Source organism: Candidatus Accumulibacter meliphilus (genome assembly GCF_036625345.1).
GTDB classification, from domain to species: Bacteria; Pseudomonadota; Gammaproteobacteria; order Burkholderiales; family Rhodocyclaceae; genus Accumulibacter; species Accumulibacter meliphilus.
Genome location: NZ_JAZKTZ010000011.1, coordinates 76225 through 96494 on the forward strand (window position 1 = coordinate 76225; position 20270 = coordinate 96494).

The window sequence follows — 20270 nt, forward strand, 5'->3', positions numbered from 1 at the left end:
GATACATCATTCGACGACTCCTTCGAAGAATCCCAATATCCTAAGCTCAGGGCCTAGGCACTCGAATGGCATAGTCTGACGAGACCCATGATCTTCGCCCGGAGGTCGTCATCCCAAGCGGCTGCCTTGCGCTTTAGGCGCAAGCTGGTTTTCTTCTGGTCGGTGGTATCCAGCCGAATCAGATTGAGAACGATCTTCTTCAAGAGGGAAAGATTCTGTGGGGCGTTGTCTTTACGTACGGTGCTGGCATCCTCACCGAAGCTGACGTCGAGCACCCAGTGAAGTCGATTTTCGATGGCCCAATGGCCGCGCACGGCGACGGCAAGTTGTTCGGCGGTCAATTCGCGAGAGCTGATGTAATAGCGCCGCTCGAAGTTCGACTCTTGATCGCCGACCTTGCGCAAGGAGTCGACCAGACCGATCGTCTTGCACTTGGGCCAATCGGCCAGGTCAACGGTCCCTTCTGCGGGCAGGACCGAGGCGATTTGGCCGACGACCCGACCACGGGACTTATGGATTTGGCGGTGGCGGTCGACGGCTTCCGATTGGTATTGGTCAATGAAATCAGTCTCGATCGCTTCCAGCAGCGCCGGTTGGTTGCCTTTGACCGCAAGCAGGTAGTCACCGCCTTGGTCGGTGATCTGACGGGCGATGTTCTTCTGGCACCCCATGGCGTCAATGGTGATCAGCAAGTCCTTGATATCCAGGGCCTGGAGCAGTTCCGGGATGGCCGTGATCTCGTTACTCTTGGCGGCGACCTTTTCCTGGCCAAGAACGACGCCCAATGCTGTGGCGAAGGCACTGACCATGTGAATGGCTGTCTCACCGCCGCTGCCCGATCCACGCACGGTCTTTCCATCGACCGCGATGCCACCATTGAGGGCACCGACCACCTCAGCGACCCAGCGGCGAAACGCCACCTCGAATTGCTTCGGGTCCAGCGCTTGGAAGATCCTCAGAAACGTCTTCTTGGAGGGCACGCCGTTCTTGAGTCGCAGAAAGTCACGCAGCCAATCCTCCTTCTCGGACGCCCAATAGGCGATGTCTTCGACGGTGTCACAATCTGAGAGCACAGCGGCCATGGCAATCACCAGAATCTCCACAAAATCATGCAGCGTTCCATTGCTGGGTTTGCGCGGATCGTCTACTTCCCTCAAGCAGCGCATCAGGCTGGCTCCATTCGTCACACTCATTTCGGTCGTCCAAAAGACGAGAGTAGACCTGATTCCAGAGGGGTTTACAAGCCCTTGTCATAAGTCCATGAATGTTAACGATTTTTCGCTTCGCCGGTCCAGCGAGAAACGCCATGCCATTCGAGTGCCTAGGCCCTGATCCTAAGCTAAGCCTAGGTTTCTCAACAGGATGTATCTTTTCGAAAAGTCCGACTGGCTGTTTGCGAGAAGAAGTCATTTGGTTGCTCAATTAGCGGTATGTAATCGAAATCCGAAGCGAAGCGCGGACGCTCGACCTTAGCGTAAATTATGGGATACTCGCCGTCGGCCTCGCAGAAAGCGTATCCAGCACCGCGATCGCTCGCTTGTCCCGACGGCGGTCACCCAGGTTGATTCCCTTCAGCTCCTCCTCAGCCCACATCGTCATGATACCTTCTCAAGGAAAAACGACAGCTTACAGACGAAACGTAAAGTTGTGTATAAGGCTATGCTGATGATGTGGGAGCGCTCGGTCAGGAAACGGACCGACCCTAGCCCGTTGCACGTGGCGAGTTCTCAGCGCCCCTGCAATCGTTGTAATGCCTGCTGAGCAGCCTGGTAATTCTTATCCAATGTCAGGGTCTTTTGGAATGCCACCGCTGCTTCCTGCGGTTTGCCCATTTCCTGTAATACCACGCCCAAGTGATAGAACACCGAAGCAGGCACGTGTTGTAGACTAGTGGCACGTTGCAAGGACAGCTCGGCGTCCTTTAAATTGCCTCGCGCACGATAAACCCAGCCGAGGGTGTCATGGTAGTCTGCGATCTCTGGCGACAGTTGCACCGCCTTTTTGGCCCACACCTCAGCCTGTTCGAGGTTTTTTCTATTTTCTGTTTTCATCCAGGCGAGGTTGTTGTAGGCGACTGACAGCTTGGGATTAAGCTTGATGGCAGCCAGATAGGATTTCTTGGCCTCCTCGTACTGGCCTAACTGTTGCTGAATAATCCCCTGTTTCAGCCATGCAGCAACCAGGTCGGGCTGAGCAAGAACAGCGGCGGAATAGTCTGCCAGGGCTTTGTCCGGGCTGCGACGCGCTTGCTGAATGTCGCCACGCAATTCCAAAGCGTCGGCCAGTGTCGGCTGGATTGTCAGGGCGCGGTCAAGGACAGGCAGCCGCCCGGCGAATCGAACCTTGGTAGGTTCAGACACGCCACTACAATCAATGCCTTGTGGCTGCTTGGATCTGTCGCGCCCCCACCAGCGCGCACTCGCATCGCCGCGATTCTTCCCTGCTTACCGGGTCAGCGCCATGAACAGCTCCGGCAAACGCTCCGGCAGACGCTCGATGTTGTCGATCACCGTATACCGCCGGCCGAAGATGTCGCCGACGTATTCATCGGCCTTGCGGTCGAGGTTGATGCAGTAGGTGAAAATGCCTTGCTGGTCGAGGTCCTCGACCGACTTGCGGGCATCCTCGATCAACAGGCGCTCGTCATGGACGTCGATGTCGGCGGGCTGGCCGTCGGTGAGCAGCAGCAGCAGTTTCTTGTCGGCTTTCTGCGCCGCCAGGTAGTGCGCGGCGTGGCGCATGGCGGCGCCCATGCGTGTCGAGTAGCCGGCCTGCATCGCGGCCAGACGGGCCTTGACGACGTCGCCCCAGCGCTCGCTGTAGCCTTTCAGGTGCAGGTAGCGGACGTCGTGGCGGCTGTCGGAGTGGAAGCCGGCGATGGCAAAAGGGTCGCCGAGTTGCTCGATCGACCAGGCGAGCAGGGACACCGCTTCCTGGCTCAGTTCGAGAATGCTCTGCTCGCCGCCGCTGGCGCCGACCTTGACCTTGTCCGCCAGCGACTGCGAGAGGTCGAGCAGGACCAGCACCGCCAGGTTGCGCCCGTCGGTGCGGTGGCTCATGTTGATACGCGGATCGGGGCTGGCGCCGCCCTTGAAGTCGATCAGCGAGCGCAGGGCGACATCGAGGTCGAGTTCGCTGCCCTCTTCCTGGTAGCGAATGCGGACCTTGTCCTGCGGCTTGAGGATATCCAGCAGACGCTTCAGACGCCGGGCCAGGACGGCGTGCTTTTCGAGCAGGCGGTCGATATCCCCGGCGTCACCCGCCGGATGCAGCGATTCGTAGAGGCTGACCCAGTCCGGCCGGTAGCTCTGGCTCTGGTAGTCCCACTCGGGATAGTGACGCGGCGGCAGGCGATCGACGTCGGCAGCGACGGGCGTCGGGCGCTGCTCGTCGAACGTTTCCTCGTCGTCGCTGAGTTCGTGGAAGCGCCACAGGTGGCGGTTGTCGTCGCGATAGCCGACTTCGGTATCGGCGAAATGGATATTGGCCAGCTGGTCGCTCTGGCGGCGGGTGCGGGCGATGTAGGCCAGTGCCAGCTCGGCGATTGCTTCGCTGCTGGACTCGCCCTGCGCCATCGTCTCGTGGAAGTGACGCACGAACTTGAGCAGCTCGGCGTCCTGATAGCCATGTTCGGCATCGAGCAGCGCGCGTGAGACCATGCTCAGGCGATGACGCAGGCAGGAGGTGGTGGCCGAATCGCAGGCGCCGGCGCGCGGCGTCGGGTGCAGGGCCAGGAAGATGCGGCGCATGCCCCGGTAGGCACGCATGACCAGCGCCTCGATGCGGCTGTCTTCGAAAACCTCGATCGCCAGGCGCTGCATGGGGCTGCAGTTGTCGGCGAACATCGGCGTACTCCAGCGGCGATGGCCGGCAATGTGCGCCAGGGTGGCGCGGTAGCGGTCGATGCCGGAAACGCCCTGCGCGTCGTCGAGGACATCGGGCAGGCGGATGCCGGAGGCGTCGTAATACGGCAGCGGTCGCTGCTGCTGGTCGGGATCGGTCGGATACGGTACGAGTCGCGTGCTGTCGCCCCACAGCCCGCGCAGGTAGAGGTCGAGCAGGCGCTCCTTGTCGACCAGCAGGGTGCCGTGGCGCTCGCGCTGCAGCACGGCGCGGCTGTCCGCCGACTTGAGGCTGAAGTAGTCGCGTTGCCGCTCGGGATGATTGGGGTAGTTGCGGATGCCGTAATCGACCCAGTTGCGCAGCCCGGAGATCGATAGCCAGTGGCAATCCAGGGCCATCCTCTCATCATTTCGCGCCACATCGACCGCGCGCGAAGAGCAAAACCTCTGAATTACCGCGTCGGCTACGCCTCCTCGCAATGACGGTGAGTGAGGCATGCGCGCCGGGGGTGGCGACAGGGTCGCCGCGGCATGGAACATGCGAATTTCAGCCACCACAAGGTTTTCGGGCTGCTTTCAGCCGTACCACAAGTCTCATCAAGAATGCCGCTGGGGCGGCGATAGAGACCCGGGTTCCCGTGCACGCGTGGACGACCTTGGTGGAGTCTTGCCGGGCACCTCGCGGACCTCAAGGCCAATTCAAATGAAATCAGCACGATAGGCGGGAGGTGGGTAACTCCTCAATAACCCCGGGCACGACCGTTCGCTGAATCTGGAATTCTTGCTTGCAGGTAGTGCTGGACACAGCTCGCGAAGCGTGGTTCAATTGCAGGCATGAGCACGGAGCCCCCTCGGACACTACCCCGTATCCCTGATATCTCTGCCGACGAGATGACGCCGGTGGTCGTGCTGCTGCTGGAAATCTGTCATGGGCAGCAGGAACAGATTCAGGCGCTGCGCGATGAGCTTGCGCAGCTGAAGGGTCAGAAGCCGAAACCGGTGATCAAGCCCTCGGCGCTGGAGGGCGAGCGAAGCGGGAAGGAGAAGGGGAGCCGGCCGAAGTCCCGTGGCAAGCGCGACAAGACGGCAAAGCTTGAGATCCACGAGTCGGTCAAGCGGCCGCCGGCGGCGGATGTTCCGCAGAACAGTCGCTTCAAGGGGTACCAGGATTTCGTGGTGCAGGACATCCGGATCGGCGTGCACAATACCCGGTATCGGCTGGAGCGCTGGGTTACCCCCGAGGGAGAGCGCTTGATCGGGCAGTTACCTGCCGAGATCGGGGGTATGCACTTCGGCCCGCAGCTGCGCGCTTTCATCCTCTATCAGTACCACCATGCCCATGTGACGCAGCCGTTATTGCTCGAAGAGTTGCGGGAGTGGCAGATCGACATCTCGGCGGGGCAGCTCAGCGCCTTGATCACCGATGGCCATACGGACTTCCATCGCGAGAAAGACGCTCTGCTGCAAGCCGGACTACAAGGCAGCCGGTACGTTCAAGTGGACGATACGGGTGCGCGCCATCAGGGCAAGAATGGGTACTGTAGTGCCTGACCGAAAACCCCGGTTTTTGGCGCGCGCGCCGACTTGAAAATCTCGGTTGGCCGTGAATTTCTCGTTCGTCCCGAGTTGCGCTGGCCGACTTCTGTCGATCGCGGGCCATAATGCCCGAATGTCATGGTGTTCAAGCAAGCCGTTCGGACAGCGGCCGGAGTTACTGCATGGAAAAACGCTTGGCGGGCTATGCCGCCATTTTGTGGGGCATGTCGCGATCTGCGTATCGGGTTTTGCGCTTCGCCCGCCAATTTTCCCCGTCCCTCAGGATGGCGCCAATGCGATGGATGTTCCTGGCCACGACAGCGAGCGCCACGTAGCGTTTGAATCCGTAAATCCCATGATCCGGACAGTAATCAAGACCATGGACCTCCAGTGCGTTGATCGCCGACTCGACCGCCGAGTGCTGACGTCGCGCCTTGACGAAATCCTCCGCGCTTTCCGCCGCTTGTGCCTGTTGCGACAGTTTGCCCTTGCGCGGTAACACCACCAGTTTCAAATGCGCCTGTAGTTCCTGCTGGTTTGCCGGTGAGTGAAATCCTTTGTCAAAACTACAGGCCTCCAAGTTGGCAAAATGCTGCTTGGTCGCTTTGACCATGGCCACTGCGACCTGCTCGTCCGTCTGCCTTTCCATGACTTGATGATGCAGGATGAAGCGGTGCTGGTCTTCCATGACGCAGACCCGTAAACCGAGTTCGACCGGCACGCCGGCTTTGCCTTTGCTGATCCATTCCGTGTGCGTCTCGAATATCGAAAAGACCTTCTCGGCATGCGGAATGGTTTCTCCCAGAATGACGCGCCGCCGGGTCTGGTCAATCTGCCGTACGGCATGTGCGATGAACTGTTCGATCTCGAGTTTGGCTGCCAGATGTTCAACACCGCCAGCACCGCTACACGCAGGGGTCTTGCTCAGCGTCTCCTGGGCCTTGTCCAGGTAGGCTTGGGCGACCCCCAAGTAGCTTTGGTAGGCCTCGATAAGGCGATGGTCATTGGCTTCTTTCTGCGCTTCGCTACGGGCCTTGCGATGCTTTGTGCTCTGCGCGCTGCGCAGGTGCCGCTTCAGGTGCTTGACGTTGTAGGCGTGCTGCCGCCAGTCGCTCATCCCTTGATCGGCGCTCAGGCGCGCAGTCAGTTCGATCACCTTGCGCGTGGCGTCAAAGAGCAGGTTGATATCGGTCGGATAATGGACATCAGTCTCAACAACGAAGGAGTCGCAACGCCCATGCAGGACTTCGCCTGCCGGTTTTTTTTTGACCAGTTCATGACCCGCATCGACGACGATTTGGTTGATCTTGTTCAGCAGTTCCGGCGTGAATAAGGTGACGTTGTCTTTCAGTGTTTGGTAGTGGTACGACGTCGGGTCGAACAACCCATGCCCGAGCATCTGCCGAATGGTGTTGTGCTGATTGACCAACTCATGCAGACGGTCGTAGTCGATGTTCAGGTCAAGCCGGATCACTCCGCAGACGAAGATCGACCAGAGCGTCATCCCGGGACGCCCCGTCCGTTTGTCGACCTTCGGGGCCATGTCTGACTCAAGCAACTGGAAGAGCTTTGCCCGCTTGTCTGGATCTTGATAGAGGTACTGCAAACCTCGCAGAATCTGCGGGATGTCGTCGCGCGACTTGGCGTCAAGAATAATATGGCAAACATCGACTTCGCCAATGTGCATCTGGGTATTTTCGACAACTCGCATCGCTTGCCTCCAAAAACTCGCCTGTTTGGCCTGTTTGTACTCTTCGGTAACCGCAATTATAATGCCTTTGGTCTACCCGTGACGGACCTTTGAAAAAAGAACGAAGATTATTTCCGCTGCCGGATTGATGACCCGTTCTGGCACGAAGATCTCTACCTATTTGTCCTCAGAAGCCCGAATTTCGATGTTTTCACCACAAATCGTCCTGCGGCTATCAATTCTTCATCGCTCGGAAATACGCCCGATCCCTTGCTACTGTTCGGTTGAAGGGGTTTTCGGTCACGCACTACTGTACGCATATCGGTAACGAACGCTTCGCCTGGTTCGCGAGCACCGGCAGCAAGAGCCGGATCAATTTCCTGGAATTGCTCCGCGCCGGGCACGATGCCTACACCCTTAACGAAGCGGCACTGGCCTACATGGCCGAGCACAAGCTGCCCGGCGCTCAACTCCAGGCACTCACCTCCCTGGCACCGGCGGCATGGACAGGTCAAGCCGCCTGGCAGGCGCTGTTGGCTCAGCAGACCATCACGGATCCGCGCCATGTCCGCGTGGTCACCGAAGGCGCGTTGCTGGGTACCGTCGTCGCGCACGGCGTCGCCCCCGATCTGGCGATCCTCAGCGATGACGCCGGGCAGTTCGATGTGCTGATCCACGCCCTGTGCTGGATCCATGCCGAACGGGTGCTCGCCAAACTGCTCGGCTTCAATGCGCCGCAACGCGCGGCGCTGGCCTCGACGCGCAGCGAGCTGTGGGCGATCTACGATGCGCTCAAGGCGTACAAAAAAGCGCCTGATGTGCTCACCGCCGCCGCGATCGAAGCACGCTTCGGGAAGCTTTGTGCCACCCGGACTGGCTATGCCAGCCTCGATCAGGCATTAAAACGAATGCGCCGCAACCAGGCGGAGTTGTTGCGCGTGCTGCAACGTCCCGAGCTGCCCCTACACAACAACCTCAGCGAGTCGGATATCCGCGACTACGTGAAGAAGCGCAAGATCAGCGGCTCCACCCGTAGCCCGTCGGGCCGCCGCTGCCGCGACACCTTCGCCAGCCTCAAGAAGACCTGTCGCAAGAACGGGCTGTCATTCTGGAAATATCTGGAAGACCGCATCTTCGGCTGGCATCGGATTGCGCCTCTTGGACAGTGGATCTTCGAGGGCCCGCCGACGGCGAGCATTCCCTGACGTGACCTCTGAGGCGACTGCCTGGCGCTATTGCGGGCGCTCGTTCAGCCGAGCGGAGCTCGACCAGATCCGGGAGCTGATCGCGGCCAATCCGGCTGCCTTGCGCGCCGAGTTGTCCCGGCTCGTCTGTGCCAAGCTTGGCTGGAGCCGCGAGGACGGGCGGCTCAAGGACATGAGCTGCCGCGTGGCGATGCTGCGCATGCAGGCCGACGGCTTGCTGCAACTCCCCCCGCCGCGCAACGGCAATCACAACGGAAAACCCTGGCGCCGTCGCACCGCTCAGGCCGAACCCGAGGGGCCCCTGAGGGCAGATGGCCCTCGTGCCCTGGGGACACTGCAACTGCACCGGGTCAGCAATCGCGCCGAATCGCATCTGCACAACGAGTACCTCGACCGTTATCACTACCTCGGCTATCAACCGCTGCCCGGCGCCCAATTGCGCTACTTCGTTCGGGCGGGCGGACGGCTCGTCGCCTTGCTCAGTTTCGGCGCCGCCGCCTGGAAGACCCAGCCGCGCGACCACTACATCGGCTGGACTCCCTCGCAACGCCAGACGCACCTGCACCGGGTCGTGAACAATGCTCGATTTCTCATCCTGCCGTGGGTCGAATGCAAGAATATGGCTTCGTCCATCTTGGCTCGCGCCGCCCGGGAGATCGCCGCCGACTGGCCAGTCCAGTACGGTTACCGGCCGCTCTTGCTCGAAACTTTCGTCGAGCAGTCACGCTTTCGCGGCACGGCTTACCAAGCGGCCAACTGGCTCTGCCTCGGACAAACCACCGGTCGCGGCAAGCTTGATGTCCACCACCAAGCCTTGCTGCCCATCAAAACCGTCTGGGTCTATCCCCTCGACCGAAACTTCAGGCGCGTGCTCTGCCGGTGACCCTAGCGTTCCGGCTCCGACCCAAGCGCATGCACGCACGCCCGGGGTTATTGAGGAGTTACGGAGGTGGAGCGGGCGAAGGGAATCGAACCCTCGGCTCTAGCTTGGGAAGCTAGGGTATTACCATTATACGACGCCCGCGAAGGGCGCTATTGTACGCCGCTTGTGGCGCGCTCGACAACGACGACTCGCCGAAAGCTGACAGCCGCCGGCCAGCGTGTCTATAATGCACCGATGGACATCCCTGCGGCCCTTCTGTACACCATCCTCAGCAGTATTGCCGAGGCGGCACTCGAGCCTGCGCCTGACCCGCAGATGATCAACGAGCCGGCGGTAATGGCGCGTATGCTGCCAACGAAAGCAAAGATGGGCGTCCTGCTGCCGCCAAGGGGCGACGGCTACGTCACTATTGATGACCAGCTGTGGCGGCTCGCGCCGACAGCGCAGTTCCGCAACGGACGCAACCTGATTGTGATGCCGATGCAAATCCAGAGCGCGGTGGAAGTCGTCTATCTCCCCAACGCTGCGGGCGCGATCCATCGCGTCTGGATGTTGACGGCGAGTGAAGCCTCGGCGCCTCGCCCACGCTGACGGTCATGACCTGCCGAGATACCCCAGATCATGAAGGTCAGGCCCGTCCCCCCTCCACTTGCAGTGCGCATTCCGGCTTGCACGCCGGAATCGTTCGCCGGGCAGGGAGCATGCATGCTCCCTGAATTCCCCGCCTCACCCCCAACCCTTCTCCCGCGAGGGGAGAAGGGAGCTTCGTGAGTCGCTTACGCGACTTTCACATTAAATTACACAAGTAAAACATGCCCAAAAAACTGTTCATCCGCACCTTTGGGTGCCAGATGAACGAGTACGACTCGGACAAGATGGCCGACGTACTCGCTGCATCGGAAGAAATCGTCAAGACCGACACCCCCGAAGACGCTGACATCATTCTCTTCAATACCTGCTCGGTGCGCGAGAAGGCGCAGGAGAGGGTTTTTCACGACCTTGGCCGGGTACGCCTGCTGAAGCGCGCCAATCCCGACCTGGTGATCGGCGTCGGCGGTTGCGTCGCCAGCCAGGAAGGCGCGGCGATCGTCGCCCGCGCGCCCTACGTGGACGTCGTCTTCGGACCGCAGACCCTGCATCGCCTGCCGCAGTTGATCGCCGAGCGGCGACGCCTGGGCAAGTCGCAGGTCGACATTTCCTTTCCCGAAATCGAGAAGTTCGACAATTTGCCACCGGCGACCGTCGCGGGCGCGACCGCTTTCGTTTCGATCATGGAAGGTTGCAGCAAATTCTGTTCCTTCTGCATCGTTCCCTACACCCGTGGTGATGAGGTCTCGCGCCCCTTCGATGACGTATTGACCGAAGTCGCCGGCCTGGCAGAACAGGGCGTCAAGGAAGTGACCCTGCTCGGCCAGAACGTCAACGCCTACCGCGGCGCCATGAGCGGCAGGGGCCAGGCCCAGCCCGGCGAGGAAACGGCCGACCTGGCGCTGCTGATCGAATACATTGCCGAGATTCCGGGCATCGAACGCATCCGCTACACGACTTCGCATCCGCGTGAAGTGACGCAGCGGCTGATCGAGGTCTATGCCAGCGTGCCGAAACTGGTCTCGCATCTGCATCTGCCAGTGCAGTCCGGCTCCGACCGCGTGCTGGCGGCAATGAAGCGCGGCTACACGGCACTCGAGTACAAGAGCCTGGTGCGCAAGCTGCGCGCGGCGCGCCCCGACCTGTCCCTGTCGTCCGACTTCATCGTCGGTTTTCCGGGTGAGACCGCCGAGGACTTCGAGAAGACGATGAAGCTGATCGACGATGTCGGTTTCGACGCTTCGTTCTCCTTCATCTACAGCGCGCGACCAGGCACCCCGGCGGCCGACCTGGCCGACGACACGTCGGCAGCGGTGAAACTCGAACGCCTGCAGCGCCTGCAGCAGCGCATCGACGGACTGGCGCAGGAAGTGTCGCTGGCCATGGTCGGCAGCGTGCAGCGGGTGCTGGTTGAAGGCTTGTCGAGAAAAGACAAGAGCGAGCTGGCCGGGCGCACCGACAATAACCGCGTCGTCAATTTCGCCAGCGACTCCAGCGACGCCACGCAGTGGCTCGATCGCTTCGTCGAGGTGCGCATCAGCGCGGCGCTCCCGCACTCCCTGCGCGGCGAGATGGCCAAGCAAACTGCGGGACAAGTGGCATGAACGCCAAGACACCTGAAACCAGGAGCCGGGCCATCGAGCTGCTGCTGTCACCAGTCAATAACAAGCACCTGGCCAACCTCTGCGGCGCGCTCGACGAGAATCTGCACCAGATCGAAACCGCACTCGACGTCTCGATAGCACGCCGCGGCGAGCGCTTCACGCTGCGCGGCGACAGCGCGCAGACGGCGCGCTGCTCGGAGGCGCTGCAGCAGTTCTACGCGCAGGCCAAGGAAGCGCTGTCGGTCGACGAAATCCAGCTCGGCCTGATCGAGATCCTCAATCGGCCGGTGCACAAAGTATCGTCGGGCGGCGGCGTCTCGCCAGCGCTGATGACCCGCAAGAGCGAGCTGCACGGCCGTACGCCGCGGCAGATCGAATACCTCAAGCACATCCAGGAACACGACATCACTTTCGGCACCGGCCCGGCCGGTACCGGCAAGACTTATCTCGCCGTCGCCTCGGCGATCGACGCCTTCGAGCGCGAACTGGTGCAGCGTATCGTTCTCACCCGCCCGGCGGTCGAGGCCGGCGAGCGCCTGGGCTTCCTGCCCGGCGACCTGAACCAGAAAGTCGATCCCTATCTGCGGCCACTTTACGATGCCCTCTACGACCTGATGGGCTTCGAGCGCGTCGGCAAGCTTTTCGAGCGTGGCGCGATCGAGATCGCGCCGCTGGCCTACATGCGCGGACGCACCCTCAACCATGCGTTCATCATCCTTGATGAAGCACAGAACACGACGCCCGAGCAAATGAAGATGTTTCTGACGCGCATCGGCATCGGCGCCAAGGCCGTGGTCACCGGCGACGTCACCCAGATCGACCTGCAGCGTGGCCAGAAAAGTGGCCTCATCGAAGCCCGCCAGATCCTCCAGGAAGTGCGCGGCATCGCCTTCACCGAATTCCTCAAGGAAGACGTCGTACGCCACCCGCTGGTGGCGAGGATCGTCTCGGCTTACGAAGCACACACCGCGGCCCTGGAAGCGCTGGAGGCCAAGAACAGGGCCCGACACCATGCCGAAAAAAACTGAGCTGCTCGAAGTGGAAGTCCAGTACGCCTGCGACCGCCAGGACCTGCCGAAGAAGCCGCGCGTACGCGCCTGGGCACGCGCCGCACTGGCCGAGAGCGGGAACCAGGACGGGCGGGTGACCGTGCGTTTCGTCGCTGCCGATGAGGGGCGACGGCTGAACCGCGAGTACCGCAGCCAGGACGACGCGACCAATGTCCTCTCTTTTCCGTACGCGCTGAAACCACAGCTCTGTGGTGACCTGGTCCTCTGTGTGCCGGTCGTCGCCCGCGAGGCTGCCGAACAGGACAAATCGCTGGACGCGCACTACGCGCACCTGGTCGTGCATGGCATGCTGCATCTGCAGGGCCACGATCATGAAGAAAGCGAGGAACAGGCGAGCGCGATGGAAGACCTCGAACGTAGCATCCTGGCTGACCTCGGCTATCCGGATCCTTACGGCAGCGAAGACTGATGCGATAGTGGCGCTGCAGCCCTGGCAGCGTCCAGGCCATCGCCGCTATCGCCTCAGTCCTCGAAGATCAGCTTATGACCCTCAGTAGCAGCACCCCGGGCTGGCTCGAACGCCTTTCCTCACTTCTCGTGCGCGAACCTGAAGATCGCGAACAACTCATGAAACTGCTGCAGTCGGCACACCAGCGCAAGCTGCTCGATGCCGACGCGCTGAGTATTACAGAAGGCGCCCTGGCCGCTTCGGAAGTCACTGCGCGGGAAGTCATGGTGCCACGCCCGCTGATGGAAGTCATCGATGCCGACGATTCGCTGGAAACGATCATCGCCCAGGTCAATCGTACGGCGCACTCGCGTTTTCCGGTCATCGAGGGCAATCGTGACCATGTAATCGGCATCCTGTTGGCCAAGGATCTGCTGCGCGTACAGCGCGAGGATAATTTCAGGCTGCGCGACTGGCTGCGACCCGCGATTTTCATACCGGAGTTCAAACGCCTGGACCGTTTGCTGCGCAAATTCCGCGTCTCGCGCAACCACATGGCGGTAGTGATCGACGAATACGCGGGTGTCGCAGGTCTGATTACCATCGAGGACGTGCTCGAGCAGATCGTCGGCGAAATCGAGGACGAATACGATTTCGACACTGAAGATGCAGACATCCAGCTCGATCAAAGCGGCCTCTACCGGGTCAAGGCGCACACCGCGGTGGACGCCTTCAACGAAGCCTTTGGAACCTCCCTGGGTGACGGACGAAGCGCTACCGTCGGCGGCCTGATCCTGCGCCAACTGGGGCGGGTGCCGGCCTGCAACGAAAGCATCGCCATCGACGACACCAGCTTCCAGGTCTTGCGGGCCGACACTCGCCGCATCTACACCCTGCTCGTCTCCGCATCCCTGAATGCCGACACCCCTGCCTAGCAGACCCCTGCCTAGCAGACCCCTGCGCTGGCGGCTCCTGACCGCTCTGCTGATCGGCGCCGCGGGGGTCTTTGCTTTTGCGCCCTTCGGCTGGTTTCCGGTCAACTGGCTGAGCCTCGGCGCCCTTTTCGGCCTGCTCTGCGCCGAGGCCGATGGCATGCGCAGCGCGCGCCGTGGCGCCCTGCTCGGCGCGACCTTCGCTTTCGGCCTGTTCCTGGCCGGCGTGAGCTGGGTCTATGTCAGTCTCAGCGTCTTCGGCGGCATGCCGGCGTGGCTGGCGGGCCTGGCGACGCTTCTTTTCTGCCTGGTGCTGACCATGTTTCCGGCGCTCGCCGGAGCGCTCTACGTTCGTTTCGCGGCTGCCGGCTGGCTGCCGCGGGTGCTGCTTTTCGCCAGCTTGTGGACGCTGGCCGAGTGGCTGCGCTCATGGGTATTCAGCGGTTTCCCCTGGCTCGCCGCGGGCTACGCGCAGGTTCCGCCGAGCCCGCTCGCCGGCTATGCGCCAATTGTTGGCGTCTATGGGGTGACGCTTTCGGCGGCACTCGCCGGAGCGCTGCTCGGCGAGCTGCTGCGCTGCGCGCTGCGCTCGGCCGACCAGCGCCGCGCCGGCCAGGGACGTCGCTGGCCGGCCCTGCCTTTGCTGACTCTCGCGCTGCTCCTGGGCACCGGCGCCTTGCTGCGTGAAGTGCGCTGGACGCAGGCCAGCGGCGAACCGCTGTCGGTGGCGCTGTTGCAAGGCAACGTCGCCCAGGAAATCAAGTGGCGTCCCGAACGCTTCGCCGATTCGCTGCGCACCTACTACCGCCTGGCACAGGAAAACCCGGCGCAACTGACGATCCTGCCGGAAACCGCCCTGCCCGCTTTTCTCGACCAGATTCCCGCCGAGTATGTCGACGAACTACGCAAGCTGGCTCTGCGCCAGCACGGCGAGCTGCTGCTGGGCATTGCCGTCGCCGAGGGCCGGCAATATTTCAATGCCGCGGTGAGTCTTGGCGCGACGCCGTCACAGCGCTACAGCAAAGTGCATCTGGTGCCTTTCGGCGAGTTCGTGCCACCAGGCTTTGCCTGGTTCATGGCCATGGCCAATATCCCGATGTCCAACTTCACGGCTGGCGCAGCGCGACAGTCCCCCTTGCAACTGGCCGGCCAGAAGGTGGCCGTGAATATCTGCTACGAGGACGCCTTCGGCGAGGAGATCATCGGCGCCCTGCCAGCGGCAACGCTACTGGTCAACATCTCCAATGTGGCCTGGTTCGGCGACTCGCTGGCGCCGGCGCAACACTTGCAGATTGCCCAGATGCGCGCCCTGGAAAGCGGCCGCATGATGCTGCGCGCGACGAACACCGGCATGACCGCGATCGTCGAGGTCGATGGCCGCATACGTTCGACCCTGCCTCCCTTCACGCGCGGAGCATTGGTCGACAAAGTGCAGGGCTACGCGGGCGCGACCCCCTTCGTGCGCGTCGGCAACTGGCCGGCAATAACCCTGACAGCGCTGCTGACAGGACTGCTGGCACTGCTCGGCCGACACAAGCTTCCGGCAACGAGAACAAGCAACCGGCACGCGCGCTGAACGCGTCGGTTGTAATCTGTGGAAATCGTAACTCCTCAATAACCCCGGGCATGGCCGTTCGCTGAATCTGGAATTCTTGCTTGCAGGTAGTGCTGGACACAGCTCGCGAAGCGTGGTTCAATTGCAGGCATGAGCACGGAGCCCCCTCGGACACTACCCCGTATCCCTGATATCTCTGCCGACGAGATGACGCCGGTGGTCGTGCTGCTGCTGGAAATCTGTCATGGGCAGCAGGAACAGATTCAGGCGCTGCGCGATGAGCTTGCGCAGCTGAAGGGTCAGAAGCCGAAACCGGTGATCAAGCCCTCGGCGCTGGAAGGCGAGCGAAGCGGGAAGGAGAAGGGGAGCCGGCCGAAGTCCCGTGGCAAGCGCGACAAGACGGCAAAGCTTGAGATGCACGAGTCGGTCAAGCGGCCGCCGGCGGCGGATGTTCCGCAGAACAGTCGCTTCAAGGGGTACCAGGATTTCGTGGTGCAGGACATCCGGATCGGCGTGCACAATACCCGGTATCGGCTGGAGCGCTGGGTTACCCCCGAGGGAGAGCGCTTGATCGGGCAGTTACCTGCCGAGATCGGGGGTATGCACTTCGGCCCGCAGCTGCGCGCTTTCATCCTCTATCAGTACCACCATGCCCATGTGACGCAGCCGTTATTGCTCGAAGAGTTGCGGGAGTGGCAGATCGACATCTCGGCGGGGCAGCTCAGCGCCTTGATCACCGATGGCCATACGGACTTCCATCGCGAGAAAGACGCTCTGCTGCAAGCCGGACTACAAGGCAGCCGGTACGTTCAAGTGGACGATACGGGTGCGCGCCATCAGGGCAAGAACGGGTACTGTACGCATATCGGTAACGAACGCTTCGCCTGGTTCGCGAGCACCGGCAGCAAGAGCCGGATCAATTTCCTGGAATTGCTCCGCGCCGGGCACGATGCCTACACCCTTAACGAAGCGGCACTGGCCTACATGGCCGAGCACAAGCTGCCCGGCGCTCAACTCCAGGCACTCACCTCCCTGGCACCGGCGGCATGGACAGGTCAAGCCGCCTGGCAGGCGCTGTTGGCTCAGCAGACCATCACGGATCCGCGCCATGTCCGCGTGGTCACCGAAGGCGCGTTGCTGGGTACCGTCGTCGCGCACGGCGTCGCCCCCGATCTGGCGATCCTCAGCGATGACGCCGGGCAGTTCGATGTGCTGATCCACGCCCTGTGCTGGATCCATGCCGAACGGGTGCTCGCCAAACTGCTCGGCTTCAATGCGCCGCAACGCGCGGCGCTGGCCTCGACGCGCAGCGAGCTGTGGGCGATCTACGATGCGCTCAAGGCGTACAAAGAAGCGCCTGATGTGCTCACCGCCGCCGCGATCGAAGCACGCTTCGGGAAGCTTTGTGCCACCCGGACCGGCTATGCCAGCCTCGATCAGGCATTAAAACGAATGCGCCGCAACCAGGCGGAGTTGTTGCGCGTGCTGCAACGTCCCGAGCTGCCCCTACACAACAACCTCAGCGAGTCGGATATCCGCGACTACGTGAAGAAGCGCAAGATCAGCGGCTCCACCCGTAGCCCGTCGGGCCGCCGCTGCCGCGACACCTTCGCCAGCCTCAAGAAGACCTGTCGCAAGAACGGGCTGTCATTCTGGAAATATCTGGAAGACCGCATCTTCGGCTGGCATCGGATTGCGCCTCTTGGACAGTGGATCTTCGAGGGCCCGCCGACGGCGAGCATTCCCTGACGTGACCTCTGAGGCGACTCCCTGGCGCTATTGCGGGCGCCCCTTCAGCAGAGTGGAACTCGACCAGATCCGGGAGCTGATCGCGGCCAATCCGGCTGCCTTGCGCGCCGAGTTGTCCCGGCTCGTCTGTGCCAAGCTTGGCTGGAGCCGCGAGGACGGGCGGCTCAAGGACATGAGCTGCCGCGTGGCGATGCTGCGCATGCAGGCCGACGGCTTGCTGCAACTCCCCCCGCCGCGCAACGGCAATCACAACGGAAAACCCTGGCGCCGTCGCACCGCTCAGGCCGAACCCGAGGGGCCCCTAAGGGCAGATGGCCCTCGTGCCCTGGGGACACTGCAACTGCACCGGGTCAGCAATCGCGCCGAATCGCACCTGCACAACGAGTACCTCGACCGTTATCACTACCTCGGCTATCAACCGCTGCCCGGCGCCCAATTGCGCTACTTCGTTCGGGCGGGCGGACGGCTCGTCGCCTTGCTCAGTTTCGGCGCCGCCGCCTGGAAGACCCAGCCGCGCGACCACTACATCGGCTGGACCCCCTCGCAACGCCAGGCGCACCTGCACCGGGTCGTGAATAATGCTCGATTCCTCATCCTGCCGTGGATCGAATGCAAGAATCTGGCCTCGTCCATCTTGGCTCGCGCCGCCCGGGAGATCGCCGCCGACTGGCCAGTCCAGTACGGTTACCGGCCGCTCTTGCTCGAAACTTTCGTCGAGCAAGAGCGCTTTCGCGGCACCGCTTACCGAGCGGCCAACTGGCTCTGCCTTGGACAAACCACCGGTCGCGGCAAGCTCGATGTCCACCACCAAGCCTTGCTGCCCATCAAAACCGTCTGGGTCTATCCCCTCGACCGAAACTTCAGGCGCGTGCTCTGTCGGTGACCGTAGCGTTCCGGCTCCGACCCAAGCGCATGCACGCACGCCCGGGGTTATTGAGGAGTTACTGGAAATCTGCGTAATCTGCGGATATTGAAGGACTTTTCCCGGTCGTGATGAGCAAGGTCGTCTGCTTGTTGGCGCGGGCGACGCGACGCGCTTTTTTGGCCTTGGTTTATCCGCAGATTACGCAGATTTTCGCAGATTGATGAAGCCGTGCGCGTCGGCAACTGGCCGGCAACAACCCTGGCAGCGCTGCTGACAGGACTGCTGGCACCGCTCGACCGACGCAAGCTTCCGGCAACGAGAACAAGCAACCGGCACCAGCGCTGAACACGTCGGTAGTAATCTGTGGAAATCTGCGTAATCTGCGGATATTGAAGGACTTTTCCCGGTCGTGATGAGCAAGCTCGTGTGCTTGTTGGCACAGGCGGCGCGCCGCGCTTCTTTGGCCTTGGTTTATCCGCAGATTACGCAGATTTTCGCAGATGGATAAAGCCGTGCGCGTCGGCCACTGGCCGGCAATAACCCTGGCAGCGCTGCTGACCGGACTGCTGGCACTGCTCGGCCGACGCAAGCTTCCGGCAACGAGAACAAGCAACCGGCACCAGCGCTGAACACGTCGGTAGTAATCTGTGGAAATCTGCGTGATCTGCGGATATTGAAGGACTTTTCCCGGTCGTGATGAGCAAGCTCGTGTGCTTGTTGGCACAGGCGGCGCGCCGCGCTTCTTTGGCGTTTGGTTTATCCGCAGATTACGCAGATTTTCGCAGATTGATGAAGCCGTGCGCGTCGGCAACTGGCCGGCAATAACCCTGGCAGCGCTGCTGACAGGACTGCTGGCACCGCTCGACCGACGCAAGCTCCCGGCCACGAGAACAAGCAACCGGCACGCGCGCTGAACGCGTCGGTTGTAATCTGTGGAAATCTGCGTGATCTGCGGATATTGAAGGACTTTTTCCGGTCGTGATGAGCAAGCTCGTGTGCTTGTTGGCACAGGCGGCGCGCCGCGCTTTTTTGGCGTTTGGTTTATCCGCAGATTACGCAGATTTTCGCAGATTGATGAAGCCGTGCGCGTCGGCAACTGGCCGGCAATAACCCTGACAGCGCTGCTGACAGGACTGCTGGCACTGCTCGGCCGACGCAAGCTTCCGGCAACGAGAACAAGCAACCGGCACGCGCGCTGAACGCGTCGGTTGTAATCTGTGGAAATCTGCTTAATCTGCGGATATTGAAGGACTTTTCCCGGTCGTGATGAGCAAGCTCGTGTGCTTGTTGGCACAGGCGACGCGACGCGCTTTTTTGGCCTTGGTTTATCCGCAGATTACGCAGATTTCGCAGATCGACAAGACCGCGTGCCGGCATGCCGCAGGCATTCTCTGCTTGACAATGAATCTCGTTTACATGGCGCAGGCGATGCTGTAAAAGGAAGTGCGCATTCCAATCGGAAACAGAGGCAGTTTTCACGGAGGGAGCAATGATGTTCAAAGAACTGATTGTCGCCGTATCTCTGACTTTAACCGTGTTTTCTCCCTTCGCTCTGGCCGGGCCGGAAGCCGCAAGCAGCGCCAGCAGCAAGCACCCGAACTCGCCATGGAACGCCGCTTACCCCGAGAAGAATGCAGCCCTGACATTGCTGGGCGACGCCAAAGCCGGCGAGGACACCTACCAAACTTACTGCGCAGCCTGCCACCTGCCGAGCGGTGCCGGCAATCCCGACGGCGGCATCCCGCAGCTGGCCGGTCAGCACCGCACGGTGCTGATCAAGCAATTGGCCGATATTCGTGCCGGCGTCCGCGACAACCCGGCGATGTATCCCTTCGCCATCGAGCTGCCCGACGCACAGGCACTCGCCGATGTCGCAACCTATATCGAGACACTCTGCATCCCTCGCGGCGCGGGCCAGTACGAAGCCCCGGATGCGGCCGAGCAGATTGCTTACGGCAAGAGGCTTTTCGAAAAGGAATGCAGCCTATGCCATGGCCTGACCGGTGACGGCATGGCGGAGAAATTCTATCCAGTCCTCGCCGGGCAACATTACGCCTATCTGCTGCGTCAACTGGCCGACATCCGCGCCGGCAAGCGCGGCAATGCGCATCCGACGATGGTCCGGCTGATCGCAAAATACGACAATGCGCAACTGGTCGCCCTCTCGGCGTACCAGGCGAGCCTGGCCACGCGGCCACGCGGATGGGTCACGCAGCCGCGCTTCTGCGCACCGGAATGATCTAGCTCCACCGCCGGGGGCCGGCCGGCGCCCTCGGCAGTGCCGCCGCGCGGACGGCATGGACGCTGGCCTGCGTGGCCGCCAGCAGGGGAGTCTGGCGCCAAAAGCGATTCTTGTCCGGGCA

The 20270-nt window shown here is 61.7% G+C and carries 19 protein-coding genes and 1 tRNA gene; 13 read left to right on the forward strand and 7 right to left on the reverse strand.

Annotated features, from left to right (window positions below; all coding sequences use genetic code 11):
* Positions 1-53: 53 nt before the first annotated feature.
* The 4 genes from V5B40_RS20000 to V5B40_RS20015 form a co-directional block, all read right to left on the reverse strand.
* Positions 54-1166 carry an ISAs1 family transposase gene (locus V5B40_RS20000; protein WP_291997237.1) on the reverse strand — a complete coding sequence of 371 codons (1113 nt, stop codon included), beginning with the start codon at positions 1164-1166 and terminating at the stop codon, positions 54-56.
* Positions 1167-1479: 313 nt separating this feature from the next.
* Positions 1480-1599, reverse strand: a complete 120-nt coding sequence (locus V5B40_RS20005; RefSeq protein WP_332356150.1) for an IS4/Tn5 family transposase DNA-binding protein — start codon at positions 1597-1599, stop codon at positions 1480-1482.
* Between the two features lie 128 nt (positions 1600-1727).
* Positions 1728-2360 carry a tetratricopeptide repeat protein gene (locus V5B40_RS20010; protein WP_332356151.1) on the reverse strand — a complete coding sequence of 211 codons (633 nt, stop codon included), beginning with the start codon at positions 2358-2360 and terminating at the stop codon, positions 1728-1730.
* 84 nt (positions 2361-2444) lie between these two features.
* Positions 2445-4241 (reverse strand): nitric oxide reductase activation protein NorD, encoded by a 1797-nt coding sequence (locus V5B40_RS20015; protein ID WP_332356152.1) that lies wholly within the window; start codon positions 4239-4241, stop codon positions 2445-2447.
* A 492-nt stretch (positions 4242-4733) separates the two neighbouring features.
* On the opposite strand from V5B40_RS20015, the gene V5B40_RS20020 reads away from it, so the two are divergent.
* Positions 4734-5393: a hypothetical protein gene (locus V5B40_RS20020; RefSeq protein WP_332356153.1), complete on the forward strand. Its 660-nt coding sequence runs from the start codon at positions 4734-4736 to the stop codon at positions 5391-5393.
* A 187-nt stretch (positions 5394-5580) separates the two neighbouring features.
* Here the strand turns inward: V5B40_RS20020 and V5B40_RS20025 are convergent, their stop codons facing one another.
* Entirely contained in the window at positions 5581-7089 is a 1509-nt protein-coding gene (locus V5B40_RS20025; protein WP_332356154.1) for an ISNCY family transposase, read from the reverse strand.
* Between the two features lie 263 nt (positions 7090-7352).
* Between V5B40_RS20025 and V5B40_RS20030 the strand changes: the two genes are divergently transcribed.
* Positions 7353-8273 (forward strand): IS66 family transposase, encoded by a 921-nt coding sequence (locus tag V5B40_RS20030; RefSeq protein ID WP_332356155.1) that lies wholly within the window; start codon positions 7353-7355, stop codon positions 8271-8273.
* Position 8274: 1 nt separating this feature from the next.
* Complete coding sequence (locus tag V5B40_RS20035; RefSeq protein ID WP_332356156.1) at positions 8275-9156, forward strand: DUF4338 domain-containing protein; 882 nt, start codon at positions 8275-8277, stop codon at positions 9154-9156.
* 67 nt (positions 9157-9223) lie between these two features.
* Here V5B40_RS20035 and V5B40_RS20040 read toward each other — a convergent pair.
* Positions 9224-9297 (reverse strand) — tRNA-Gly (locus V5B40_RS20040).
* A 93-nt stretch (positions 9298-9390) separates the two neighbouring features.
* Here V5B40_RS20040 and V5B40_RS20045 point away from each other — a divergent pair.
* From V5B40_RS20045 to V5B40_RS20085, 9 genes are all read left to right on the forward strand, one after another.
* Complete coding sequence (locus V5B40_RS20045; RefSeq protein WP_332356157.1) at positions 9391-9747, forward strand: hypothetical protein; 357 nt, start codon at positions 9391-9393, stop codon at positions 9745-9747.
* 221 nt (positions 9748-9968) lie between these two features.
* Positions 9969-11348 (forward strand): tRNA (N6-isopentenyl adenosine(37)-C2)-methylthiotransferase MiaB, encoded by a 1380-nt coding sequence (gene miaB / locus V5B40_RS20050; protein WP_332356158.1) that lies wholly within the window; start codon positions 9969-9971, stop codon positions 11346-11348.
* Complete coding sequence (locus V5B40_RS20055) at positions 11345-12376, forward strand: PhoH family protein (RefSeq protein WP_332356159.1); 1032 nt, start codon at positions 11345-11347, stop codon at positions 12374-12376. Before miaB ends, V5B40_RS20055 begins: the two co-directional genes overlap by 4 nt.
* Positions 12360-12827, forward strand: a complete 468-nt coding sequence (gene ybeY, locus V5B40_RS20060) for an rRNA maturation RNase YbeY (protein WP_332356160.1) — start codon at positions 12360-12362, stop codon at positions 12825-12827. The genes V5B40_RS20055 and ybeY overlap by 17 nt, the downstream gene beginning before the upstream one ends.
* A 74-nt stretch (positions 12828-12901) precedes the next feature.
* Complete coding sequence (locus V5B40_RS20065; RefSeq protein WP_332356161.1) at positions 12902-13741, forward strand: HlyC/CorC family transporter; 840 nt, start codon at positions 12902-12904, stop codon at positions 13739-13741.
* Positions 13722-15314, forward strand: a complete 1593-nt coding sequence (gene lnt, locus V5B40_RS20070) for an apolipoprotein N-acyltransferase (RefSeq protein WP_332356162.1) — start codon at positions 13722-13724, stop codon at positions 15312-15314. The genes V5B40_RS20065 and lnt overlap by 20 nt, the downstream gene beginning before the upstream one ends.
* A 186-nt stretch (positions 15315-15500) precedes the next feature.
* Positions 15501-17042: an IS66 family transposase gene (locus V5B40_RS20075; RefSeq protein ID WP_332356163.1), complete on the forward strand. Its 1542-nt coding sequence runs from the start codon at positions 15501-15503 to the stop codon at positions 17040-17042.
* 52 nt (positions 17043-17094) lie between these two features.
* The gene (locus tag V5B40_RS20080) at positions 17095-17925 is read left to right on the forward strand and encodes a DUF4338 domain-containing protein (RefSeq protein WP_332353769.1); all 831 of its coding nucleotides are present in this window, start codon (positions 17095-17097) and stop codon (positions 17923-17925) included.
* Positions 17926-18407: 482 nt separating this feature from the next.
* Positions 18408-18536, forward strand: a complete 129-nt coding sequence (locus tag V5B40_RS20085; RefSeq protein ID WP_332356164.1) for a hypothetical protein — start codon at positions 18408-18410, stop codon at positions 18534-18536.
* A 412-nt stretch (positions 18537-18948) separates the two neighbouring features.
* Here the strand turns inward: V5B40_RS20085 and V5B40_RS20090 are convergent, their stop codons facing one another.
* Positions 18949-19497 carry a hypothetical protein gene (locus tag V5B40_RS20090; protein WP_332356165.1) on the reverse strand — a complete coding sequence of 183 codons (549 nt, stop codon included), beginning with the start codon at positions 19495-19497 and terminating at the stop codon, positions 18949-18951.
* 55 nt (positions 19498-19552) lie between these two features.
* Here V5B40_RS20090 and V5B40_RS20095 point away from each other — a divergent pair, with 55 nt between their 5' ends.
* A complete protein-coding gene (locus V5B40_RS20095; protein ID WP_332356166.1) occupies positions 19553-20146 on the forward strand; it encodes a c-type cytochrome in 594 nt (197 codons plus the stop codon).
* Positions 20147-20270 lie beyond the last annotated feature (124 nt).

Bases quoted from the DNA above. Each gene is read 5' to 3' on its own strand.
- V5B40_RS20025 (WP_332356154.1), bottom strand. From the start codon at position 7,089: ATGCGAGTTGTCGAAAATACCCAGATGCACATTGGCGAAGTCGATGTT.
- V5B40_RS20045 (WP_332356157.1), top strand. From the start codon at position 9,391: ATGGACATCCCTGCGGCCCTTCTGTACACCATCCTCAGCAGTATTGCC.
- V5B40_RS20000 (WP_291997237.1), bottom strand. From the start codon at position 1,166: ATGCGCTGCTTGAGGGAAGTAGACGATCCGCGCAAACCCAGCAATGGA.
- V5B40_RS20065 (WP_332356161.1), top strand. From the start codon at position 12,902: ATGACCCTCAGTAGCAGCACCCCGGGCTGGCTCGAACGCCTTTCCTCA.
- miaB (WP_332356158.1), top strand. From the start codon at position 9,969: ATGCCCAAAAAACTGTTCATCCGCACCTTTGGGTGCCAGATGAACGAG.
- V5B40_RS20085 (WP_332356164.1), top strand. From the start codon at position 18,408: ATGGATAAAGCCGTGCGCGTCGGCCACTGGCCGGCAATAACCCTGGCA.
- V5B40_RS20075 (WP_332356163.1), top strand. From the start codon at position 15,501: ATGACGCCGGTGGTCGTGCTGCTGCTGGAAATCTGTCATGGGCAGCAG.
- V5B40_RS20055 (WP_332356159.1), top strand. From the start codon at position 11,345: ATGAACGCCAAGACACCTGAAACCAGGAGCCGGGCCATCGAGCTGCTG.
- lnt (WP_332356162.1), top strand. From the start codon at position 13,722: ATGCCGACACCCCTGCCTAGCAGACCCCTGCCTAGCAGACCCCTGCGC.
- V5B40_RS20015 (WP_332356152.1), bottom strand. From the start codon at position 4,241: ATGGCCCTGGATTGCCACTGGCTATCGATCTCCGGGCTGCGCAACTGG.
- ybeY (WP_332356160.1), top strand. From the start codon at position 12,360: ATGCCGAAAAAAACTGAGCTGCTCGAAGTGGAAGTCCAGTACGCCTGC.
- V5B40_RS20005 (WP_332356150.1), bottom strand. From the start codon at position 1,599: ATGACGATGTGGGCTGAGGAGGAGCTGAAGGGAATCAACCTGGGTGAC.
- V5B40_RS20020 (WP_332356153.1), top strand. From the start codon at position 4,734: ATGACGCCGGTGGTCGTGCTGCTGCTGGAAATCTGTCATGGGCAGCAG.